Here is a 22,671-nt window from a genome sequence, read left to right on the forward strand (position 1 = left end):
TCATCGACGCAGATCATCGGACACTCCTCGGCGGGCAGGCATGCCAGCGCGGCTTCCAACACGGCCTGGTCGATGACCGTTGACGTCACTTCCCCAGAGGATCACCATGGGCGCAGGGCACCGTCACCATTATCGGTGGGCATCGCTCACTCCGGCTGAGGATCCAGCAACGCGAGTCGCCGCGATGGTACTTGCGCCCGAGCATCGAAAAGCGAGACCATCACGCATGCTCGACCCCTCGCCCGAGGACGACGGGACTTCACCGACGGTTTCTACGCCGGATTTCGTGGGTCGTGATCGGGAGATGGCAGCGCTCAGGGGCGCCTTGGCCCGGCCACCGGCGATCGTGCTGGTAGAGGGCGAGGCGGGGATCGGGAAGAGCCGACTGCTGCGAGAGTGGTTGGCCGCGCCGCACCAGCGCACTGCCCTGGTCTCGGTGTGCCCACCGCTTCGAGAGTCGCTGACGTTGGGGCCGATCGTCGACGCGTTCCGCGGGATCGACCGGCCGGCGTCGCGATTGCGGCTCACCGATCTTGCGGGTGCGTTACGGCCCCTGTTCCCTGAATGGTCCTCGGACCTGCCGCCCGCATTGCAGCCCTTGGACGATGCGAAGGCGGCACGGCATCGCCTGTTCCGCGCCCTGGACGAGCTGCTCCGGGCTCTGCGTGTCGACGTTCTCGTGCTCGAGGACGCTCACTGGGCCGACGAGGTGACCTTGGAGTTCCTGCTGTTCGTCACCTCCCGACAGCAGTCGGACGGGCCAAGCCTCGTGATCTCCTATCGGCCGGAGGAGGTGGACGCCGGATCGCTGTTGCTGCGGCTGACGTCCCGGCTGCCTGCTGGCGTGACCCAGCTGAGGATCGCCCTGGCGCCGATGCGACCCAACGACACGGCAGCGCTGGTGTCCTCGATGCTGGACGGCAACCCGATATCGCAGGAGTTCACGGCGTTCATGCACGAGCGGACCGGTGGCGTTCCTCTGGCGCTGGAGGAGTCGGTTCGCCTCATGTGCGACCGTGCCGACCTCGTCTTCCGCGACGGGCAGTGGGTCCGGCTGAAGCTGCGCGAGCTACAGGTGCCGCCAACGGTGCGCGACTCCACCCGGGAGCGGGTGGGCCGTCTGTCGCCGACGGCGCAGCAGGTGTTGCGAGCCGCGGCGACGTTGGCTGAGCGGTCATCGGTGGCCACGATCGCGGTGATCGCCGGTCTGTCACCAGATGCGTGTCGAGGTGCTATCGCGGAGGCGGCCGATGCCGGCGTCCTGCACGGAGACGACCGCGGCCAGTGGCGATTCCGGCATGTGCTGGCCGCCACGGCTGTCTACGAAGCGATCCCGTTGACCGATCGCAGACACTTCCACCTGCTGGCCGGCCGGGCGTTGGAGGACATCCATCCGCCGCCTGTCGCACGCCTTGCCCGCCACTTCCGTGAGGCGGGCGAGACGGAGTCCTGGGCGCGGTACGCCGAGCAGGGCGCCGAGCTGGCCATGGCCTCGGGTGACCACACCAAGGCGGTCTCCTTGCTGGTCGATCTGTTGTCGTGGTCCGAGCTGCCGCCGTCGGATCGGGCACGAGTCGCGCGCATCGCCGGAGTAGCCGCACTGGGCCGTCGTGAACCGGTCGACGAGGTCTACCACCGCGTGATCCGTACCTTGCGCTCGGTGCTGGAGACCCCCGGTCTCTCCGCACGCCAGCAGGCCGAGATCCGCAACCCCCTGGGTCGGCTCCTGATCACCGGGGGTGAGGCGCAGGCCGCACTCAGCGAGCTCGAGCAGGCGGTGGCCAACCTCGACCATGACCCGGTCGAGGCGGCTCGGGCGATGACCTATCTTGGATGGGCCTATGCGGGACCGTGGCCAGCGTCGACTCATCGGCGTTGGCTGGATCGCGCCGCTGAGCTCACCGCCGAATTCGATTCTCCCGCAGAGCGGCTGAACCTGGCCGGCAACCGTGCCGCTGCGTTGCTCATGCTCGGCGAAGAGGAGGCCTGGGACGTCGTCGCCGACCTGCCCATCGACGGTGCGACCTCGGCGGAGCGCCTCGACGTGGCCCGCATCCACGCAAATGTCGGGACCGGCGCACTGATCTGGGGTCGGTACGCCGAGGCGGAGGGACATCTCGTCGTGGCCATGCGCCTTGCCGAGGCCGAGCAGGCGTCCCGGTTGCAATACAACGTCCGACTCGAACAGGCCAACCTGGCGTGGCTCACCGGTCGGTGGGAGGGTCTCGCGGAGCGAAGCGCGGCACTCGCCGATGCCGACCGAGACCGGCCGGCGCTCTACCTCGGCAGCATTCGGCTCGCGGCCCGGCTGGCAGCCGCGGCCGGACGGCGGCGCGCTGCGGAGGAGCAGTTCCGGCTGGTCCTCGAGGAGTCTGCCCGTCTCGGCGCAGCCGACGACACGATGGAGGCCGCCGCTGCGCTGGCCAGACTGTGGCTGACGGACGGAAACAGCGGCCGGGCGCTGCAGATCACGAACGAGCCGATGGACACAGTCCGGAGAAAAGGCACCTGGGTCTGGGCGACGGACCTCGTCCCCGCCCGGATCGAGGCGCACCTCGCCGCGGGCGACCTCAAGGCCGCGACACGCCTGGGCGACCAGTTCGCCAGAGGACTGCGTGGCCGTACGGCGCCTGCGCCTCGCGCGGCGCTCACCGTATGCCGTGCCCTGCTGGTCGCCGCAGCCGGAGACCACGCCCGCGCGGCGACGGCATACGACCGGGCGGCGCGCGCCTGGAGCGCGTTGCCGCGCCCCTACGACGCCATGCTCGCCCGCGAGCGTCAAGCCGAGGCGCTCATGGCGCAAGGCCAGATCGAACAGGGCCGAGAGCTGCTGGCCGCACAGTACGAGCAACTGTTCAGGCTCGGAGCCCGCGGCGATGCAGACCGTGTCGCACAGCGGCTTCGCGAACACGGCGCCGAGGTTCCGCGATTGTGGCGCGGCGGTCGACGGGGGTACGGCGACCAGCTCTCACCTCGTGAGCTCGACGTGGTCCGACTGGTTGTCGCCGGCAAGACGAACCGGGAGATCAGCCGGATTCTGGCCAAGTCGCCGGCCACGGTGGATCAACAGCTGCGTGCGGCGATGCGCAAGTTGAAGGTGACCTCCCGGACCGCGCTCGCGGTCAAGGCAGTAGAGGCCGGAGTGTTCGCAGAAGAGGATTCCCTCGACGACCCGTCGTGAAAATTGACGTATCCGCTGGATAGCGAAGGTCGTTCGTCCCCCCGAGCATGGCTCCATGATCCATGGCCCTAGGGCAGTGCATGCCTGAGCGACCTATCGCGCGTGACGACTCCGTCATCGAGCACCAGCCACCACTCGAGCTGTCGCGCGAGCCGCGCGTCGGCGCCCGCGATGTCCGCGATGCCGGCGATGCCCGCGATGCCCGCGAAGCCCGCGAAGCCGACGACCACAAGAGCCACGACCCCTACCAACCCCTGTAGGCCGGAGGACCCCCACATGAGACCCAGAGCCCTCGTCGCTTCGCTGGCCGTAGCGGTCGGCCTGAGCATGCTCTCGCCACCATCGGCGTCGGCCGCTGAGCCGGATCCCGGTGCGGCCGCCAGCAAGATCGCGCCGGACCTGAAGGACCGCTTCCGCACGGAGCCGGTCTCCGACTTCTGGATCACGTTCGACACCAAGGCCGACCTCGCGCCGGCGAAGAAGATCGCCGACTGGACCACTCGCGGTCAGTTCGTCTACGACGCGCTGACCGCAGCGGCGAAGGACTCCGTGGCATCCGTCTCCACCGAACTCGACGGGGCAGGCGTCAAATACACCTCCTACCCGATCGCCAACGCTGTGCTCGTCAAGGGCGGCACCGAGAACCTCGCCCTCGACGTGGCCTCGGTGGTGCAGGTCGCCGAGATCCACGCGACGCCGCAGGTCGCGCTGGTCGAGCCAGTGGACGAGAAGAGCCCGGCTGACCAGGCCGTCCGCCCCGCCGCCCCGGCGGCCGCCGCCGAGGCGGGCACCGTCTCGTGGGGTCTGGACGCCATTCACGCTCCCGAGGCCTGGGCCAAGGGCGCTACGGGTGCGGGCATCACCGTGTCCAACCTCGACTCGGGCGTCCAGTTCGACCATCCGGCGCTGGTGGACTCCTACCGCGGCAACAAGGGCGACGGCACGTTCGACCACGACTACAACTGGATGGCCACCCGGGGCACGTGCACGGGCGCGCCGTGCGACGACAACGGGCACGGCACGCACACCATGGGCACCATGGTCGGCGACGACGGCACCAATCACGTCGGCGTCGCCCCGGACGCGCAGTGGATCGCGACGAACGGGTGCTGCGCGTCGAACGGCCCCGAATCGCTGCTCGAGTCCGGCTGGTGGCTGCTCGCCCCGACCGACGTCCACGGAAACAACCCGGACGTCTCCAAGCGCCCCCACGTCATCAACAACTCGTGGGGCCAGAGTGCGGAGCACAACTTCAACGACTTCTTCCAGGCCATCGACGAGGCCTGGAGCGCCGCGGGCATCTTCAGCGTCTGGTCGTCGGGCAACACCTCGCCGTACGCGGCCTGTAACACCGTCTCCTCGCCCGGCTCGGCCGCGAGTGCCTACTCCGTCGGCGCCTACGCGTCGAACGGCACGCTCGCGTCGTTCTCCCGCAAGGGCGAGGGTGAAGGCGGCCGGATCAAGCCCGAAATCTCCGCCCCAGGCGTGACCGTCCGGTCGTCCTACCCGAACAACAGCTACACCGAGATGTCCGGCACCTCGATGGCGGCCCCCCACGTCGCCGGCGCCGTCGCAGCGCTGTGGAGCTATGACCCGACCCTCATCGGGCAGGTCGAGGAGACCCGCCGCCTGCTCGCCGAGTCGGCCGTCGACGTCAACGACACCGAGTGCGGCGGCACCGCCGCCTTCAACAACAAGTACGGCGAGGGCCGGCTCGACCTCGTCCGCCTGCTCGAGCTCGCGCCGCGCCAGGGCGGCACCCTGACCGGGATCGTCACCGCCAACGGCGCCCCGGTCCCCGCCGCCGAGGTGACGATCAGCGGACCGTTCAGCCGGTCGATCGGGACCGACAAGGACGGCCGGTTCACGATGAACCTCCCGGTCGGCGACTACCAGATCAGCACCAAGGTCTTCGGCTACCTGACCGCGACCGCGAGCGCCACGATCACCCTCGGCCAGAACACCTCGCTCGAGGTTCCCCTCACCGCCGCGGCGCGCCACGACGTCAGCGGCAGGGTCGTCGACGACAAGAAGCAGCCCGTCCCGAACGCGGACGTCTCCGTCAAGGACACGCCGCTGGCCGCGGTACGCACGGATGCCAACGGCGCGTTCACGATCGCCGCTGTCCCCGAGGGCGGGTACACGCTGAACATCAAGCCCAACGCCTGCTTCTCGCCCACGACCGTCCCGCTGACCGTCGGCGCGCAGAACGAATCGCCCGAGATCCCGGTCGCGCTCGTCGTCGACAAGGGCGGCTACACCTGCTCCGTCTCCGAAGGCGGGTACCTGCGCGGCACCGACCCGGTCGCGTTCCCGAGCGGCGTCTGGGCCACGGTGAAGCTGCCGTTCCCGGTCGCGTTCTACAACGGGAGCCACGACACCCTGGGTATCAGCCTGCGCGGCGTGATCGCCCCGGACGCCTCCACCGGTCCCGGCACCGGCGGTGCCGGCGCCTTCCCGTTCTATGTCCAGACCCCCGTCCAGTTCGCCCCCGGCGGGGGAGTCTTCACGGCGGCCACCAAGGCCGACGGCGAGGACGCGTTCGTCATCGAGTTCCGCAACGCCAAGATCTGGGCCTACCCGATCCGGTCGCAGTACACGGAGCCGGTCAGCTTCTCGGCCACGCTCACCCGCTCGGGCAAGGTGATCTTCGGGTACGGCGACGGCATCGGGACCGACGACCCGGTGACCGGCGGCGCCCGCACCATCACCGGCATCCAGGGCTGGGCCGGCGTGGACGGCATCCGGTTCTCCGACAACGTCCCGGTGCTCCACGACGGGATGATCGTCACCTACGACCTTCCCGACTGGGGCTACCTCGACGCGACCGTCGTCGACAAGAACGACGGGCTGCCGGTGGCCGGGGCCAAGGTCTCTTTCACGAACAAGAATGGGCTCGTCGAGACCGTCACGACCAACGGCACGGGCATCGTGCATCGCCAGCTTCCGGTCGGCGACTACACCATGACGGTCGACGCGCCGAACTACACGACCGCGGCATACCCCTTCTCCCTCGACAAGCTCTACGCGAAGGCCAAGATCGACGCACGTCTGACCACGGGTGTCGCCGGCCTGAAGGCCGACGGCCTCGACGCGGTGCTGGGTACTGACCAGAAGGGCTTCGGCACGCTCACGCTGACCAACACCGGTTCGGCACCGCTGAAGTACGACCTGGGCGAGGCGGGGCGCCACCCTGAGCTCGACGCGACCGGAGCCACCGAACGCACCGGGACGGGAGCCGACAGCACCATCGACCTCACCGCGTGGAACACGACGTCGACGGGCATGCAGCCGTCGTCCTTCGACGGCACGAGCACCAAGGTCGACGCCGCTGCAGCGCGAGCCGCCGACAAGATCGGCACGACCTCCGGCGGGGACGTCATCACCCGGATCGCCATCCCGGGCAAGATCGAGGAGAAGGAGCCCACCGGCGTCGGGTACGACGGCGACGTCTGGGTCCACGACTACGACGCGAGGACCAACACCGCCTACACGGTGACCGGCAAGCCGACCGGCAAGGTCTTCGACGCCGCGTGGAACCCCGCCTACCGCGCGTTCGACCTGGAGCTCGACACTCGGACCGGCGACATGTGCCAGATCGAGGACAGCCCGCGCTCGGTGATCCACTGCTTCAACCGGGAGACCGGTAAGGAGACCAGGGTCATCAAGGGCACCTGGTCCACGGTGCAGCTGACCGGGCTCGCCTACAACCCGACGCTCGACGTCTTCTACGTGGGCGGCCGCCAGAACGGCTCCATCGGGACCGTCGCCGGCACCTCGTGGGAGAACCCGGGCGAGTTCCTCTCCTACTGCGCCGCGCCCAAGCCCGAGGTGATGGGGCTGGCCTACAACCCCGCGTCGAACACACTCTGGTACAGCGACCTCGCCAGCAGCGGACCTACCCGGCTGATCCAGGTCAACCCCCGCACCTGTCAGCTCGTCAACGCCTGGTGGTTCCCAGGCATGAAGGCGCGACAGGGCGGTGGCCTCGCCACCGACGTGACCGGCGCGCTCTGGGCCGTCGACCAGATCGCCGATGACGTCCTGCTCGTCGACGTCGAGGACGACCTGCTCACCGACCTGCCGTGGCTGTCGCTCTCCTCGACCGGCGGCACCCTGGCCCCGGGTGAGTCGACGACCGTCAAGGTCTCGGTCTCCTCGAAGGACGCCAAGCCAGGAGTCCTCGGCGCGAACATCGTGGTGAGGTCCGACTCCGGACGCCAGTCCAAGACCTACGTCCCAGTGACGCTCACGACCACGAAGTACCAGGTCGGCGTCAACGCCGGCGGCCCTTCGTTCACCGACGGCTCCGGCTACACCTGGTCCGGCGACCAGGCCTCCGGCGATGGGGCGTGGGGCTACGAGGGGAACACGAAGGTCACCTCCACGCAGGCCGGGATCGAAGGCACGACGGACGACGAGCTGTTCCAGTCGCAGCGCACCACGCCACTCAAGGACCTGACCTACACCTTCCCCGACGCGCCCAAGGGCACCTACGCGATCGATCTCGGGTTCGCCGAGATCGAGAAGGTGGCCAAGGGGAAGCGGGTGTTCGACGTCCTCGTGGACGGCTCGCTGACGGAGTACGCGTACGACGCGGCCGCGGCCGTGGGGTCGAACGCCGCCGACTGGCGCACTGCCGTCGTGAAGCACGAGGGCGGTCCGCTGACCGTGGAGCTGCGGGGTTCGAGGGGCCTGCGCGCCCCGAGCATCGCCGCGTTGCGTGTGACGCTCGACCCGCGCCCAGAGCAGGTTGAGCAGGAGCCCGTGCCCGAGCAGCCGAAGCCGGGCCCCGTGCCGGTGGCCCCCGCCGGTCGCTCGTACTCGATGAAGGTGACCAACGGGCTCTACCGCCAGGGTACGGAGGAGTCCGGGTGGCACGGCGATGACGTCTGCGGCGTGCTGTGGTTCGACTCCAGCTTCCTGTTCCCGTTCTACGACACGGCCTGGGACGGCGTGTGCGTGACGACGAACGGCGCGCTGATCTTCGACCAGGCCAGCGCCGTGGGGAACAACACGGCGCTGCCGTCGCGCTACGCGTTCGACGCGATCTATCCGTTCTGGGACGACCTCATCGTCGATGCCCAGGGAGGCATCTACCTCGGCACGACCGAGGTGGACGGGCTGGCGGCGCAGGTCATCGAGTGGCGCAACGTCACCTTCTACAGTGACCAGACGGCCCGCGTGAGCTTCTCGGTCACCCTGATCGCGGACGGACGGATCCAGATCGGGTACGGCGACGGGATCGGGGGCGAGAAGCCCGTGACCCGCGGGTCGTCGGCCACGGTCGGCGTGGAGAGCCTCAAGCGCAACCCCGCGAGCCAGTACTCCTTCAACCAGCCCGTCCTCACGGCCGGCCTGGGGCTGGAGTACACCCTCCCAGCGTCGGGCACGATCGAGGGCACGGTCACCGACGCGAACGACGGCAAGCCGATCGCGGGCGCGATCGTCACGCTCAGGGGGCCGAGCGGTGACCGGGTCATCACGGCCGACGCCGCGGGTCGCTGGAAGGCTCAGGCGCTGGTCGGCCAGAACACCGTGGAGGTCTGGGCGCCGAACTACGTCACGGCCAGCCGCCCGGTCACGATCGCCAAGAAGGACCAGGCCGAGGTGGTCAACACCGCGCTCACCACGGGCGTCGCGACCATCACCGGAGCCGACCTCGACTGGTTCCTCAGCTCCGACCAGACGGCCAGCGCCGACGTGACCGTGACCAACACCGGCTCCGCGCCACTGCAGGTCCAGCTCAGCGAGCAACGCCGCACCAAGGGCGGACACGAGGCTGCCGACCTTCCGTGGCTGACGCTGACGGGTGAGGCCGCGACCGGCACGGTCCAGCTCGCGGTCGGTGAGTCCACCACGGTCACGGCGACCGCCGACAACACCGGGGTCCAGCCCGGCCTCCTCGTCGGTGACGTGCTCGTGGCGTCGAACGCCGGCAAGGGCGACACCCAGTACACGCCGGTCCGCCTGGCGACCTCTGCCTACTGGCAGGGCGTCGACGTGGGCGGGTCCGGGCACGTCGGTGCCGACGGCTTCGTCTGGTCGCCCGACCAGCCGCTGGGCTCGGGACCGTGGGGGTACGTCGGCGGCGTCGCGCGCGCCACCAAGGCGGACATCGCCGGCACCGAGGACGACGCGTTGTTCCAGACCCAGCGGACCGGGAAGACGTTCGCCTACGTGTTCAAGGACGCGCCCGCCGGCACGTACCAGATCGGCCTCGACTTCGCGGAGATCGACAAGGTCAAGGCCGGCATGCGCACCTTCGATGTCCTGGTCGACGGCAAGGCCGTGCTCCACGACCACGACGTACAGGCGAGGGCGGGCGCGCTGACCGCGGACGTGAACACGGTCACCGTCAAGCACACCGGCGGCGACCTGAAGGTCGAGCTCCGCAGCGAGATCGGCGAGCGCGACCCGATCCTCAACGCCCTGAAGGTCCAGGAGGACCCGCGCCTATGAGATAGCCGAACCGGTCCGCCAGCAGCGGTCAGAGCCTCCTCGGAAAAGATTGCCGTGGAGGCACTGACCGCGACTACCGAGTTTGCGTCTTTGGCCCGCATCCGCACACTCGGTGACGTGTGGTTATCGCCCCGAGCCGGCCGGCCGGGACGACGTAGGTCAACATGGACCACTCCCTGCCACCCCGGGTCAACGCGCGGGTCGCTAGACTGAGCGCTCGCGCCCTCGTAGCTCAGGGGATAGAGCAACGGTTTCCTAAGACGGTGCTCTATCTGTATCCGCAGGCAAATGACCTGCGGGTTTCTATTCTGTTTTCATGTTAGTGGGTCGCACACGCACGTAGCTGTGCTCGCTTGCTGAAGATCAGCAGAGTGGACGTAAGTCCTGCTCAGGCCGTGCTTCGGTCGGTCCGATGTGTTCTTGCTCGGGTCGAGCGAAGTTGCGCGCCGTGTCAGTCTACGGTGCCGTGAGAGCTTGGGTCAGCAGCGTGGCGAGTTTGGCTGCGCGGGTCGGGTGGTGATGGCCGACCCAGAGAACTCGTCCGATGAGGTATTGGGCGAAGTCGGGGTGGCCGGTGCGGTTCTGCATGGCGAGGCCGGTGCGGGCGGCGTTGTGCAGGATGGCCCGGAGCCGGTCGTACTCGTCGCGTGGTGTGGCGGGGTGTGCGTTGACGACGAGTCCGGCGAGGAGTTGCCGGTCGGCTCGGCCGCGGGTGCGGGTCTTGTCCGGGTGGATCCGGAAGCCTTCGTCAACGGCGATGTCGCTGACGGCGGCGATCAGGTCGTGGACTCGGCGGGTGGTGAGGTTGCCGGAGAAGGCGAGGTCGTCGGCGTACCGGGTGTAGGTGATGTCGAAGGCGTCGGCGAGGCCGGTGAGGCGTCGGTCGAGCCGGTAGGCGCACAGGTTGGCCAGTGCGGGTGAGGTCGGCGCGCCTTGGGGCAGGTGGCCGGTGCGCAGTGCCGCGAGCCGGGCGGCCCGGTGCGGCAGGTCGGCTGGTGCCTGGCGAAGGACGGGGTGTGGGGTGCGAGTGGTGCACAGCCCGGTGAGGGTGTGGGCGACGGGTTCGGGGTAGCCGGCGGTGCGGAACAGTCCGTAGACGCGGGTGGCAGGGATGTGGGTGAAGAAGGCGAGCAGGTCGATCCGGACGACAACGGGCTGTGCGGCGTGGGCGGCGGCAAAGGTGTGCGCGGAGCGGCCGGGTACGAAACCGTGGGCGGCGGGGTGGACCGGGATGGGGCCGAGGACCTCGGCGAGAAGCCGGCGTTGCAGGGAGCGGAGCCGGGACTTGGGTGCCTCGATCAGTCGGCCGTGGTCGGTCCACCGGTAGTGGTAGTGGTGCAGCCGGTGGGCGGTGGCGCGGCGGTTCATGGCGAGCACATCGGCGTACCAGTCGAGGTGCTCGATGCTCAGGTCGAGCATCGCGGCCAGGGCGCCGACGTCGTCGATGACGGGGGTGTGCCAGGGGCGGCGGACCGTGCGGGTCGGTGTCACGGGTCGGGTGCGGATGATGATCGGGCGGTTGTGTTGGCGGGCGGCGGCGATTGCTGCGCGTAGCGGGTCGAGGGTGGTCAGGAATGTGGCCAGCTCGCGTGGCCGGTCGGTGGGTGGGTGCGGGTAGGCGACCAGCGCCGCGTTGGCGACCGGCCACAGCCAGCGTCGCCGGATGCCGAGGACGAGGCCACCCTGGTTGACGAGGTCGGCGCGGCGCCAGCCGTCGCTGGCGAGGAAAGCGTCGGCGAGCGCGGTGGCGAGGGTGTGGATGGTGGTCACGGGCGGGCCGGTAGGGGTGGCGGCGTGTCCTGACGATGCCCGGTCGTGCGGGTGCACAGGCTCGCGGAGCGTGCCGACGCACCTGTGGTGTGGTGCCGAGGTGAGTGTCGCGTCCCCGGGGTTGCCCCGGAGAGACCGTGACCGGACCCCGCGTGGAGGAGCGGCCTGGTCAGCTCGGGACACGCCGCCATGGGGGCAGCGTAATGAACCGAGACCGTCATTGGTGTCCGCGATGCGTGTGGCGCGGTGATGGAGAACCGTTTCGCCGAATGATGCGTCCTAACCTTGCGGGATGGACGTGGACGATGAGGAGCTGTTGCGCCTCGTCGGGGAGGGTGACCGCGGGGCGTTCGACGTGCTGTATGCGCGTAACGCGCCGTGGTTGGTGTTGCGCCAGCACCGTCGGTGCCGGGATCCGGAGTTGGTCCGGGAGGTGTTGCAGGAGACGTTCCTGACGGTGTGGCGGGCCGCAGCCGGCTACCGCGGGGACGGTGCGGCGGTGGGCTGGTTGTGGTCGGTGGCCGCCGGTCGGTTGATCGACGCGCGGCGGCGTGCGTTGGTTCGTCCGCAGAGTGTGGGGGCGCCTGGTGAGGACGTGCTGGCGTGGTCGCCGTCGGCGGAGGACGAGGTCCTGGCTGGCGCGTACGACGCCGAGTTGGAGCGGGCACTGCACCGGCTGGCTCCGGAGTTGCGGGCGGTGTTGCAGGCGACAGTGTTGGACGGCCTGACGGTGCGGGAGGCGGCGGTGTTGCTGGGTGTCCCGGAGGGCACGGTGAAGACCCGGGCGATGCGGGCGCGCCGTGAGTTGAGGGAGCTGATCGCCGCCGGTGGGGACGGCGACAGCGGTGACTCCCCGATCGAGCGGGGCTACACGTCGGTCCTGCGCGGCGCACGGACGGCACCGCGGTGAGGCGCGCGCTGGCAGTGGAGCTACGCCGAGGTACGGCGCCCTTCGCCGCCCTGGCGATGTTCGGCGCCGGAGTATGGATGCTGGCCGTACATCCGGACGACTGGGGCGGCCGGTGGGCGGGACTGGCCAACTACCTGCGGGTGTCGATGCTGATCCTGTGCGCCCTCATGATCGCCGCCGGAGCGTGGCAGTCCGGCCGGGAACGTCGGCGCGACATCGACGAGCTGATCGCCTCCACCCCCCGCCCGGGCTGGCAACCGCTGGTGGTGGCCTGGCTCGCCGTGACCGTGGCGGGCACCGCCGGACTGCTGGTCGCGTTCGCCGGGGCGGCGGTGCTGGTCGCCCGGGTCGCGACGTACACCGGCGGTGGCTGGTGGTGGACGCTGGCCGTGGGTGTCCTCGCCCTGGCCGCTGCCGGAGCGGTCGGCGTCCTCGTCGGGCGTCTCGTCCCGCTGCGGGTGGCGGCGCCGATCGCCGGACTGGCCACCTACCTGGGCCTGGCCATCGTCGTCTACTGGGACGGCACGTCCGCCGCGTGGCTCTCGCCCGTTTACGGCGGGTGGGCGGTGTACTCACGCGTCCCCGGCCGGGTCACCGCGTGGCAGGCCGCCTGGCTGTTGGCCCTGACAGCCCTGCTGCTCGCCGCCGCCGCGCGGCAGCGGCGAGCTGCGCTCCTGGCCGGTGGACTGGCGATCGCCGTCGCGGTCCCGATCATCACCGGGCCGGGCACTCATCGCCTGCCGGCCGACCCGGCCGCGGTAGACCTGGTCTGCACGAGCAGCGGCCCGCAGGTCTGCCTGTCCAGGATCAACGCCTTCCTCATCGACGACGTCACCGCAGTCGTGCAGCCGATCCTGGGACGTCTCGACGGGATACCCGGAGCGCCACGACGGGCGGCCGACCAGGCCGCCCAGCCGGCCGGCCAGTCCATCGAACGGGACGACGACACGGTCTGGCTCAACCTCGACTACCAGTCCACGGCGCTAGGCGGCCTCGCCAGCCGGGTGCACCTACGTGCGGACTTCCGGCAGGTGACCCGCGCCAAATGCGAAGACCCGTTCGGAGTCCGCAGAATCGACCAGCGGATCTACCAGACCGACACCCTGGCCACCAACTGGATGCTCGACGAGGCAGCGACCCCCGACGAGCCCCTCACCAGGCTCCGCGCACTACCGGAGCCGGCGCAGCGTGCCTGGTTCGCCGCCTACCTCGAGGCGGCCGACCGGTGCGACGTCCAGTCCCTGATCCGGCTCGGCCAGCAGCCGTGACCCGGCGGCTTCTCGCACTGCACCTGTTCGCCCGAGGCGCGTCGGCCTTCGTAGCCGGCATCAGCGTCATCACCCTGCTGGCCTGGGCCGCCGGAACCTGGCTCGCCAGCAGGCCCTACTTCGACGGACCCGCCGCCCGCATACCCGTGGTCGCACTCGCACCGCTGCTGACAGCACTACTGCTCGGACCAACCCTCGCCGGCGCCGACGAGAACCTCGAACGCAGCACACCACTGCCGTGGCGGGCCTGGCGAGCCGGTCACCTTCTCGTTGCCGCTCTCGTCACCGCCATGGCGCTCAGCCTGGCCGGGCTACAGGCGCCCGACACGTACGGTGCCCATGCACTGGTTCGCAACGCTCTCGGTTGTATCGGACTGGTCGCCGGCGGCGCAGCCCTGCTCGGCGTGCGGCTGGCGTGGCTGCCAGCCTTCGGCTACGTGTGCGCCGTCTACGCCGCCGCTCCACGCCAGACCAACGCCATCGCGGCGGCCTGGGCATGGCCGCTCCAGCCCTCCACCACCTCAGCATCCTGGCTCACCGCCGTCACGATCTTCACCCTCGGTGCCGCCGCATACCTGCACCGCGGATCCCGCGCCTCGACTGGCCGCCACTACCGGCCGAGACGCTGACTGTGTGGCCCACCTGCGCCACCACCGCGTCTGGGCCGCCAGGACTTGACCGCCAAGTTCTCGCCGCCGCACGCACGCAGCCCGTCGCCGTTGCGGGCCTGGCCAGATCAGATATCGACGGTGGCGGCGCAGGCCTGGACCGTACGCTGCCAAGATGGACACCGGGTATGCCTGGGGCGCCGACCAGCCGCCCGATCCGGCTGCGGCCAGGGCCGCCGAAACAGACGCGGATGGCCTGAGGCCGGAGCAACTGCCGGAGGTGCGCGAGCTGACCGCGCGGGGCTGGCAGTTGGCCCCGGACGCTCCCATGCTGGTCTTCCTGCCTGCGGTGTGGCCTCCGCAGCTGCGTACTTGGGTGCCGGACCGGGCTACCCGCTACGAGACCTGGACCGAACTGGACCCGAAGACGTACGAGGTGCTGCGGGAGCAGACCGTGCGGTCAAGCTGGGAGTCCCGCAACGAGGTTGAGAACGACAACGATGCCCTGCTGGTCGACGCGGGAGTCACCGGCCGGCCTCGGGGGCGATTGTGGCTGCTGAAGCCGCCGCCCGGGTTCGCCTCGGTCGATGACTTCCTCGCCGAACCGGGTCGACGCGCCGATGCCGCCGGCATCGACAGGGCGTGCAGCCCGGAGTACGTAGGGTTCACCCGGAACCTGCTACGAGAGGTGACCGCCTGAGGATCCCATGGGGGCATCGCGGTGGCTGCGGTCTGCCGGCTGACCGGCGCCAGCACCCCGAGCCGGGGTGGACCCAGGTGGTGGCGCGACCGGGTTGGCGTTGAGTGTCACTCGCGGGTCAGGCCTGGTGGCAGCGCGTCTTCGTCGGGTCGGACCCGGCGAGCGTTGGCCAGAGGGTCGCGTTCGAGGGTGTGGATCAGTGGTGCCGGGCCGCCGACGCAGGTCCAGGTGTCGTCCCAGAGTGCGGAGACCAGCCATGAGCGGTCGGCGGGGAAGAACAGGTCGGGTAGTGATCCGCGGGGATGGCGTATGTGACCACCGGTGCGCCAGGTGAGGGCCTGCTCGGGGCCGGCCTCGACCAGCACATACGGCCAGTTCCAGTAGAGCGACACCCTGGGAGCGTGGGAGAAGACGACGTCATGGGCACCCGTGTCGAGGTAAGCCAGCCACCACGGCTGGTCGGGGGTGTGCATCATGAGGTCCTCGATTAGGGCATGCTCGTAGGCGGCGGCCGTGACGTCGTCGGCCTGGTACGTGGTGGCGTAGGCGTCGAAGATCGGCGGGATGGCGGTGGTGATCGAGACGCCGGCAGTGGTGTGACCGGCGATCCATCCCACGTCGGTGGCAGCGCCGATGCGCCAACTCCGCCCGTCCTTGCTGACCTGCACACCCCTATTCAAGCCGCGCCGATCCGCCAGCTTGACGGCTCAACGCGCAACGTCCGGCCCCGTCGGGCCCGCTGTGCGGCCTGCCGCACACGCAGGTCCTGCTGCCCGGGTCGCTGCTACCCCGCCGCGCCGACGCTACCGAGGTCATCGGCGCTGCCCTGCTCGCCAAAGCCGCCGGCCGCGGCTGGCGGCGCATCGCCGCCGAACTCGGCCGCCCGCCCTCGACCGTGCGCCGCTGGCTACGCGCGGCCCGCGGACCACACCCCAGCTGGCTGTACCGGCAAGGAATCGACCACGCCACCCAGTTGCACCCCGAGGTCCTCACCGCCGGTCTCGACCCGCAGCCCACCGCGCTTGGCGACGCTCTGGTCGCGCTCGCCGCCGCCGTGACCGCCTGGCGGCGCCGGTTCGCCCGACACGCCCGAGCCTGGACGCTCATCGGCGTGTTCACCCGCGGGCGACTTCTCATCCCATCGTGATCAACAAGCCTTGCCCAGGGGAGAAGCCTGCCCACCATCAGGACTGGATCCATCGATAGATGTCGCCGTTAGCGTGAGGATGACAGCGTCACCATGAGCACCAACACCGCCCCGTACATGCTCATCTTGAGTGACGCCTTCATCCTCATCCTCAGCGACGCGCAACAGAGATGCCACCCGCCGCGTCGTCGTCTGCGAGATTCGGTAGACCGCTGATGGAGACCCGCGACCTGCGTTCGCATCGCTAGAAGGTGCCGGCAAACCCGAAAACCTGCAGACGAGAGCCCGACCGAGAGAACCGGTCAACGAAGGAGAGGCGAGACGGTGGCGAAGCTGTGGATCGGCGTGGACATCGGCAAGACTCACCACCATGTCGCCGCTGTCGACGGTGACGGCCGGCTGGTCTACTCCCGCCGGGTCGCCAACGACGAGACCGCCCTCCTGACCGTCATGGCTGAGGTGTCGACGCACGGCCGGCCGGTCAGCCAGCGTATGCCGGTCGCAGCGGAGCCTTGCTGTGATCGCTTGCTAAAGATCAGCTAGGCGGGGTGCGTCTTCGGTCGCCTCCTAATGAATGAGATGGATCGGAGCGCCTCATGCGTGCCCGCTGAAGGCGAAGTCCTGCAGGGGTGCCGCGGACGGCACTCACCAATACCCGTCGGACCTCAGATCCTTGATCATCTCTGCGTCGCCGAGGTGTCCGGTCGGACGTTCTACGACGGGCGGGCAAAGGTTGGAGATGGGCATGCCGAACCATTGGACTGCGGTGATCGCGTTGCTCAAGACTACGCGGGCCGCCGTCCGTCGCTGCTCTACGTTCTTCGATCTTGCCAGGTTGACCGCAGACAGGAGGCCCTCATTGCGGATTGCCATGGCGATCGCGCAGCCGTCAGGATCCATGTGTTGCAGCAGTTGGCGGGCTGTTGCCTCGTGAATGCCTAGGTTCAATAGGCCGACGCCGACGACGTGGGTGACCAGTGCCGGATCGACAGCTATCAAGGCCACGTGGTGCTTCTCGCAGGGCAGGCAACCATCATGCTTCGCAGCGACGGCGTCGAGGAGCGGCCGCATGTTCATCGTCTGCATTCTGCCGTTGCCGTCTGGGGGTACTCCGTAGTCGACGGCGTACACCTCGATCATCTCGAGGTCCGCGCCCGCCGGCCGAGGATGGTTGGGGTGGAGGTCCGACGAGGTCGGCGGCCGGGAGCAGGGCCGGGCAGGAACGGTGCCTAGGTTGGGGTCTGCCGGGGTGTGCGGAGTCGTCATGGTCACATCCTTTCGTCTTCCGCGGAGCCCATCGACGTCCCCAACTGTCGCCTTCTTGACCGGGTTCAGGAAGGAGGTCCGTACGCCGGCCGAGAGAGATTGGCATTGGTCGTCCTAAGTGGGTAATGACGCTAGGCCTCACCCATCCCGGCCAGCGGCGGACCGGTCACGTCTGGAACGGCGGTAATGATCGCGCGGTCGGTGGATCCGGGTACGAGGCGCAGCGGTCCGCCAGCCTGGTCGGTCTCGGTTGGGGCGGGCTCTACAAGTCGAGCCGCGCAGTACACGATCTGGCGACGCATATTGAGGCTGATGTCGCGGCCGTTGATCCGCACGGTCATCGGGAAGACTCCTGCGAAGGTGAACTCGTCGGCGCCGACCGGCAGGTTCTCGGGGGACGTGACCGTGAGGGGAATTTCGGACCAGGTCCCCTCGACGTGTTCGCCGCGGAGGAGCCGGCCGACCCGCAGGATCGCGTCCAGGTCAGCGCCTGGTGTGGCGTCGACGTCCGGCACGGTGATGCGTTGGTAGGTGTGGCGTTGGATCGCGATCAGCGCTTCGAGGAGACGCACATGCCAGCGGGCCACGGGCGTCACTGGCTCGTCGCTCATCTCCCAGATGGGGGTGACGGCCGGGCCGCCACCTCGCACGGCCGCCATGATTCCCACGCCGGGGCCGAGGTCAGCGGTCAAGCGCACGGCCGGGAGCACGTCGGCTGGCGCTTTTCCCGTGAGTGAACGGGCGTTCAGTTGCACGGCGTCGCCGTCCCTGCCGTTGAGGAAGAACTGGAACTGCACCGCGCCTCCCCGGTCGTATCCGGACAACCAGGAACCGGTGCCGTCCAACCCGGTGGACAGTTCCACGTCGATGAGGTCCAGGGTGTGACGCACGGCGCCAACCGTGTCGAGCAGGCGGATCTCCAGGTCCGGTAGCTCAGCGGCGGACTCGGGAGCGACCATGAACCGGAAACGCCCTTGACCGGGTGTGGACCTGGCGACGCCGGATGGCCCGCTGACCTCAGTGATGGTTCCCGGCACGTCCACGAACGGGGTGCCGAACTGCACGAAGTTCTCGACCGCCCGATGCTCCGGCGATCCCGAGGTGACCTCCAGCCGACCCGACATGGTGATGGGACGCAACCGCGCCGACTCTGCGGACTTCGGCAGCAGCCGCAACACCGAGTACTGGCCGCCGGGCAGCTGTTGGTACTGCACGTAGGCGGCGGAAGCCCATCGGCCTAGCTCCGCGTCCCACGGCAGGTCGCCGACGGCCCCGGTACGGATATCCAGTTCGTAGCGGTAGAAGGGATCAAGCTGGTTGAGGTTGGTGACGATGGCGCGTTGACGATCGACGGCGGCGGCGAGCATGTCCTGCGCGGGGACTCCGCGTGGCAGGTCCCGGCCGCCTTGGAGAGCGTCAGCCATCAGGCGGTGTAGCCGCTCTCCCCCGTCGCCGAAGTAGTAGTCCACCAGCTCTGGGTGGCGTGCCGCCAGCACATCCAGGTTCGTGCCGCCCATCCACCGGCACGGAAACCGAGCTTCTGCGGTGAGCTCTGCGAGCCAGTCCAGTCGCTCGTTGGTGGGGTTCCACGGTGTCACCAGGGTCCACGACCGTACGGGAAGCCGGGGCAGAGTTTCCCGCACGAATGTTGACCATGACTTCCCGATCTCCGCTGCCTGCCGGGCATCGAGCCTGCTCGCGTACCGCTTGACCTGGTAGATGTCGAAACCATCGGGATGCTCGACCCGAATGTCGACGCCGCGATCACCACGCGACGGGGTGATGAGGTTGCCGTGAGGATGCTCCAACAGCAGCAGAGCCGCGACGAACTCCTCCACCCGCTCTCCGGGCTCACGCTCCCAATTCACGGTGGTCACCGGTCCAGCAAAACACGGACACAGCGGCATCAGCCTCATCCATGAAGCTGAGGGACATCGGCCGAGTTCCCGGACGGCCTTCTACCGAGAGCAGCGGATCGTCAGCGTAGGCCCGTGGCGGCCCGGTGGTCGGCGATGAGACGTGCGACGAGCTCGGCGGCCACGTCGGCGGGGCGGGCGACGACGCTGCCGTAGTCGATGGCTTCGTCCGGGGAGACATGGATGTGGTCTGCCTGCCCGAACCCGTAGGTGGCGGTGTTGCTCGGCACGTTGACCCTGCCGTAGGAGATCATGGTGGCGGGGTCGAGCCCGATGGCGGGTACGACGAGGTCGCCGTGAGGTAGATCCAGCGCCGTAAGCGTGTTGAGCATGCCAGTGAGCTGCTTGATCAGGTCGTCCCGATCGAGCACTGCGCCCATTTGACCTCGGGGCAGCGGGGCCCACGCCGACCGTTGCCCGGATCGGGTGACCACGAGCCCCTTCTCGTTGTCCCGACCGCTGCTCGTCGCCCGGGCGACGGCGGAGTCGGCGTGCGCGTGCAGGGCTTCCAGCCGGGTGAACACGCCGTGCTGTCGGCCATGGTCGGGCAGCAGGTCGGCGAGGGCGCCCAGCTCCCTCACCTGCAGTCGCGCATCGTCGGCGGCGAAGGCCAAGTGCACCTCGACGGCTGCGGCGCCTAGCCTGCGGTCCTGCGCGCGTTGGTCGAGGTCGCTGCGCCAGGAGACGCTGACCGGCGGGGCCGGGCTCTGCCAGCGCAGCCGCGATGGGCTGGCCGGCGTGGCAGCGCTGGCTGTCGGATACGGCACAGCCTGGGCGGGCACCTCAGCGGGCACCACTACCGACGTACCCGGGAACGGCGGTGGTGTGGCGGGCTTGTTCCGCTCGCGGCGGACGCCTTCGAGGATCTGTTTCCGCGCGGCAGCTTCGTCGAGTCCGTGGATGCGGATCTGCACCACCTGACTGAGCAGCCCTTCCGGCTGGCACTCCTGCACCATGATCGGCACGAGGGCGTTCTTCGCGCCCTCCGGGTCGCTGGCGAAGACGGCTGCCCACTCCGAGGCTGGGAAGGGCGCCTTCAGGTAGGCCGGGGAGAGCACAGCGATCATCCGCGGACACTGCTTCAGGGCCTTGTCCATCTCGACGGCGAAGTTGCTGCCCGGTCGGAAGTCCCACTCCTGAATCGTCACGGCGAAACCGTCAGCCTCAAGGATGTAGGCGATCCAGCTGGCCCACGCTTTGTCAGCGGCCGTATACGAGATGAAGAAGTCCTTCGCTACGACGTCCACCTGACCAGGATAGGGGCAGGCGGCGACATCGCCGCGTCGCGGACCGTCGGGCTGGCCACGCCTGCGGACCTCTGCTCAGGGCTGGGCCACGCGCGGTGGGACGCTGAACCTTCGCGTTGCGGCTGCCGTACCGCCGGGTCGGGAGGCGCCGGCGGCGGTCTTCGATGGCGCCGGTCAGCGGCTCTTCTTCGTTGCTCGCTTGCGGGGTGGCATCAACAGGTCGGCGATCGTGGCGATAGCGGACGGCACCAGGCGGTAGTGCGCCCACACGCCGCGCTTGTCCCGCTCGAGTAGGCCGGCCTGGGCTCGACCGGCCGCCGCTACCACCCGAGACGTTGACCTGCGAGCCGCAACAGAAACGGCGCGGGCGGCCATAGTGTGGTGTGACGCATCAGGTACGGCCGTCGGACGAGGAACTGTGGCCCTTGATCGCCGCCGGCGACGAGTCGGCGTTCGGTCGGCTCTTCGACCGGTACTCCCGCCCTGTCTACAACCACGCGTTCCGGCTGACCGCGTCGTGGTCGACCGCCGAGGACGTCACCCAGGCGACGTTCCTCGTCGCGTGGCGCCGCCGTCACGACGCCCGGCTGGTGGATGGCTCGGCGTTGCCGTGGTTGCTGGTCGTCGCCACCAACGCGGTCCGCTCCGAGTGGCGGTCGGCGCGCCTTCCTCGCCTGCCTGCGGGGCAGCATCATCGGCGCCCGGCAGGGCGATCAGCTCAGCGTGCGGCTGCGCTGCTACGCCCAGGTGCCGTGCCGACCGCGGCCGGGCCGCAGCTGTGCATCCACCGTGACGAGCCCCACCAACCGCGCTCGTCGAGCGCGGTTGGTCCATGTGCCGCACCCCATCGAGATCTACTATTCGTGGTGCTGGGACAGCTGCACAAGCGCGGGGCCGAGCCGTCCCCACGTTTTCCTCCCAATCCGCTCACGCCCTCGATCACGCGAGAAAGAGAACCGATGTCCTTAGTCCGTGCTACGCCCGTGCTTTCGCTGGCGATGGGCGTCCTGTTCCTGACGGCTTGCCAGGGCCAGAGCGCCCAGCACCAGGCCCGCGCGACCGAGTCACCCAGCCCTTCGGCGTCCGCGACACCGGACACTTCCATCGTGGACGCGCTAGCAGCAGCGGGCGTGAGCGACGCGCTGGTGATTCAGCTCGGCGAAGTTGCCTCCCGAACCGGCTACGGCCTTGGGCGGGACGAGCCGCTCCCGCTCGAGAAAAGCCGTGGATTCGCGGTCGTCCAGATCGCAACCTGTCGGGATGTCGCCAGTGGCAACAAGACGTGGGCCCAGGTGATCGCGACCGACCAGGCTGGTGGGGCGCCCGCAGCGGATGCCCAGACGATGAACGACTTCCTGAGGGACGTTTTCTGCAAAGCCGTCCGGCCCGACCCGAAGCTGGCTGCCACGCCCACGTCTAGGCCAAGCGACGTGGCGCCGGCGACAGACGCCGACGGAACGCGAGGTCTGCTCTCCAGCCTCGCTTGGCTCGACCAGCGCTATCGGCCCATCGCATACGCGCCGTGTGAGAAGCAAGAAGGACAGCCGCTCGGAGACGGGCACGCCTGGCGCGTCTCCTCGAACGTGATCCTGTGCGGCGAGGTGCTAGGCGATACCTGGAAGCACCGGCCAATCGGACTCACCCTGGTGTTCAACACGCCCGTTACGGAGAAAACCGCCGTCGCGCTCGCCCGGACCCTGCTGCCCACCGATGCCAGCCTGACCTCGCGCCGGCTAGGGTCGAACCCGGACTACGCCGCACACGACGGCAGCTGCGCGAGCCTCGAATGGCACAGCACGACTCTCAACGCTGCAGTGAAGGCGCTGAATCCGAGTTGGGGCGACGGCGAGAAGGCGAGCTTCGTGCTCTACGGGAAGCAGCAGACGGAAGACGGGTCGGCCGACGCCTACCGTGGTCGGGTCAAAGCCGCGGACGTCGCTATCGGCGGGCACAATTACGCCCAGGACAACACCATCACCTGCTGAGCGCCCCTCGACCCCGGCGCGGCGCACCTTGAGTCGACTGTGCAATTTGAGCCTAACTTAGCCGTATCAGGTGTCATGACGGATCACCACCCGGCGACTGACCGGCTGCGGGTGACCACACCCCGGTCGGCGTCTGCCGTAGTAGGAGCCAAGTGGGTCTGGAGTCAGCGTTCGACGGGGAGATCACCGACCACATCGGCTGCGACAAGCA

General features: G+C 69.2%; 14 protein-coding genes and 3 pseudogenes. 10 read left to right on the plus strand and 7 right to left on the minus strand.

Going from position 1 to position 22,671, the window contains the following annotated elements:
* Positions 1–226: 226 nt before the first annotated feature.
* Positions 227–3,181: an ATP-binding protein gene (locus ACNAW0_RS26620; RefSeq protein ID WP_416290759.1), complete on the plus strand. Its 2,955-nt coding sequence runs from the start codon at positions 227–229 to the stop codon at positions 3,179–3,181.
* A gap of 68 nt (positions 3,182–3,249) precedes the next feature.
* Here ACNAW0_RS26620 and ACNAW0_RS26625 read toward each other — a convergent pair whose 3' ends face one another.
* A complete protein-coding gene (locus ACNAW0_RS26625; protein ID WP_416290760.1) occupies positions 3,250–3,420 on the minus strand; it encodes a hypothetical protein in 171 nt (56 codons plus the stop codon).
* A gap of 37 nt (positions 3,421–3,457) precedes the next feature.
* On the opposite strand from ACNAW0_RS26625, the gene ACNAW0_RS26630 reads away from it, so the two are divergent.
* The gene (locus ACNAW0_RS26630) at positions 3,458–9,643 is read left to right on the plus strand and encodes a S8 family serine peptidase (protein ID WP_416290761.1); all 6,186 of its coding nucleotides are present in this window, start codon (positions 3,458–3,460) and stop codon (positions 9,641–9,643) included.
* Between the two features lie 456 nt (positions 9,644–10,099).
* Here the strand turns inward: ACNAW0_RS26630 and ACNAW0_RS26635 are convergent, their stop codons facing one another.
* Positions 10,100–11,413 (minus strand): reverse transcriptase family protein, encoded by a 1,314-nt coding sequence (locus ACNAW0_RS26635; protein WP_416290762.1) that lies wholly within the window; start codon positions 11,411–11,413, stop codon positions 10,100–10,102.
* A 292-nt stretch (positions 11,414–11,705) separates the two neighbouring features.
* On the opposite strand from ACNAW0_RS26635, the pseudogene ACNAW0_RS26640 reads away from it, so the two are divergent.
* The 4 genes and pseudogenes from ACNAW0_RS26640 to ACNAW0_RS26655 form a co-directional block, all read left to right on the plus strand.
* Positions 11,706–12,236, plus strand: a pseudogene (locus ACNAW0_RS26640) (RNA polymerase sigma factor); the annotation flags it as partial.
* Between the two features lie 83 nt (positions 12,237–12,319).
* Entirely contained in the window at positions 12,320–13,591 is a 1,272-nt protein-coding gene (locus ACNAW0_RS26645; protein WP_416290763.1) for a hypothetical protein, read from the plus strand.
* Positions 13,588–14,220 carry a hypothetical protein gene (locus ACNAW0_RS26650; RefSeq protein WP_416290764.1) on the plus strand — a complete coding sequence of 211 codons (633 nt, stop codon included), beginning with the start codon at positions 13,588–13,590 and terminating at the stop codon, positions 14,218–14,220. Before ACNAW0_RS26645 ends, ACNAW0_RS26650 begins: the two co-directional genes overlap by 4 nt.
* A gap of 154 nt (positions 14,221–14,374) precedes the next feature.
* Complete coding sequence (locus ACNAW0_RS26655; protein WP_416290765.1) at positions 14,375–14,899, plus strand: DUF5956 family protein; 525 nt, start codon at positions 14,375–14,377, stop codon at positions 14,897–14,899.
* A 107-nt stretch (positions 14,900–15,006) separates the two neighbouring features.
* On the opposite strand, the gene ACNAW0_RS26660 is transcribed toward ACNAW0_RS26655, so the two are convergent.
* Positions 15,007–15,567: a hypothetical protein gene (locus ACNAW0_RS26660; RefSeq protein WP_416290766.1), complete on the minus strand. Its 561-nt coding sequence runs from the start codon at positions 15,565–15,567 to the stop codon at positions 15,007–15,009.
* A 158-nt stretch (positions 15,568–15,725) separates the two neighbouring features.
* Between ACNAW0_RS26660 and ACNAW0_RS26665 the strand changes: the two are divergent.
* The 3 genes and pseudogenes from ACNAW0_RS26665 to ACNAW0_RS26675 all read left to right on the plus strand — a co-directional run.
* Positions 15,726–15,812: pseudogene (locus ACNAW0_RS26665) on the plus strand (helix-turn-helix domain-containing protein); the annotation flags it as partial.
* Between the two features lie 60 nt (positions 15,813–15,872).
* A complete protein-coding gene (locus tag ACNAW0_RS26670; protein ID WP_416290767.1) occupies positions 15,873–16,046 on the plus strand; it encodes a hypothetical protein in 174 nt (57 codons plus the stop codon).
* A 324-nt stretch (positions 16,047–16,370) separates the two neighbouring features.
* Complete coding sequence (locus tag ACNAW0_RS26675; protein WP_416290768.1) at positions 16,371–16,589, plus strand: IS110 family transposase; 219 nt, start codon at positions 16,371–16,373, stop codon at positions 16,587–16,589.
* A gap of 102 nt (positions 16,590–16,691) precedes the next feature.
* Here ACNAW0_RS26675 and ACNAW0_RS26680 read toward each other — a convergent pair whose 3' ends face one another.
* The 4 genes and pseudogenes from ACNAW0_RS26680 to ACNAW0_RS26695 all read right to left on the minus strand — a co-directional run.
* The gene (locus ACNAW0_RS26680) at positions 16,692–17,186 is read right to left on the minus strand and encodes a hypothetical protein (protein WP_416290769.1); all 495 of its coding nucleotides are present in this window, start codon (positions 17,184–17,186) and stop codon (positions 16,692–16,694) included.
* Between the two features lie 257 nt (positions 17,187–17,443).
* Positions 17,444–19,150 carry a hypothetical protein gene (locus tag ACNAW0_RS26685; RefSeq protein ID WP_416290770.1) on the minus strand — a complete coding sequence of 569 codons (1,707 nt, stop codon included), beginning with the start codon at positions 19,148–19,150 and terminating at the stop codon, positions 17,444–17,446.
* 140 nt (positions 19,151–19,290) lie between these two features.
* Positions 19,291–20,475, minus strand: a complete 1,185-nt coding sequence (locus ACNAW0_RS26690; RefSeq protein ID WP_416290771.1) for a toll/interleukin-1 receptor domain-containing protein — start codon at positions 20,473–20,475, stop codon at positions 19,291–19,293.
* Positions 20,476–20,649: 174 nt separating this feature from the next.
* Positions 20,650–20,778, minus strand: a pseudogene (locus tag ACNAW0_RS26695) (transcriptional regulator); the annotation flags it as partial.
* Between the two features lie 80 nt (positions 20,779–20,858).
* On the opposite strand from ACNAW0_RS26695, the gene ACNAW0_RS26700 reads away from it, so the two are divergent.
* Positions 20,859–22,460 carry a sigma factor gene (locus ACNAW0_RS26700; RefSeq protein WP_416290772.1) on the plus strand — a complete coding sequence of 534 codons (1,602 nt, stop codon included), beginning with the start codon at positions 20,859–20,861 and terminating at the stop codon, positions 22,458–22,460.
* Positions 22,461–22,671 lie beyond the last annotated feature (211 nt).

This window comes from Micromonospora sp. SL1-18, assembly GCF_047921505.1.
Classification (GTDB): Bacteria; Actinomycetota; Actinomycetes; order Mycobacteriales; family Micromonosporaceae; genus Micromonospora.

Coding starts and splice junctions, on each gene's coding strand:
- ACNAW0_RS26630 (WP_416290761.1), top strand. CDS start 3,458: ATGAGACCCAGAGCCCTCGTCGCTTCGCTGGCCGTAGCGGTCGGCCTG.
- ACNAW0_RS26655 (WP_416290765.1), top strand. CDS start 14,375: ATGGACACCGGGTATGCCTGGGGCGCCGACCAGCCGCCCGATCCGGCT.
- ACNAW0_RS26680 (WP_416290769.1), bottom strand. CDS start 17,186: ATGATCGAGGTGTACGCCGTCGACTACGGAGTACCCCCAGACGGCAAC.
- ACNAW0_RS26620 (WP_416290759.1), top strand. CDS start 227: ATGCTCGACCCCTCGCCCGAGGACGACGGGACTTCACCGACGGTTTCT.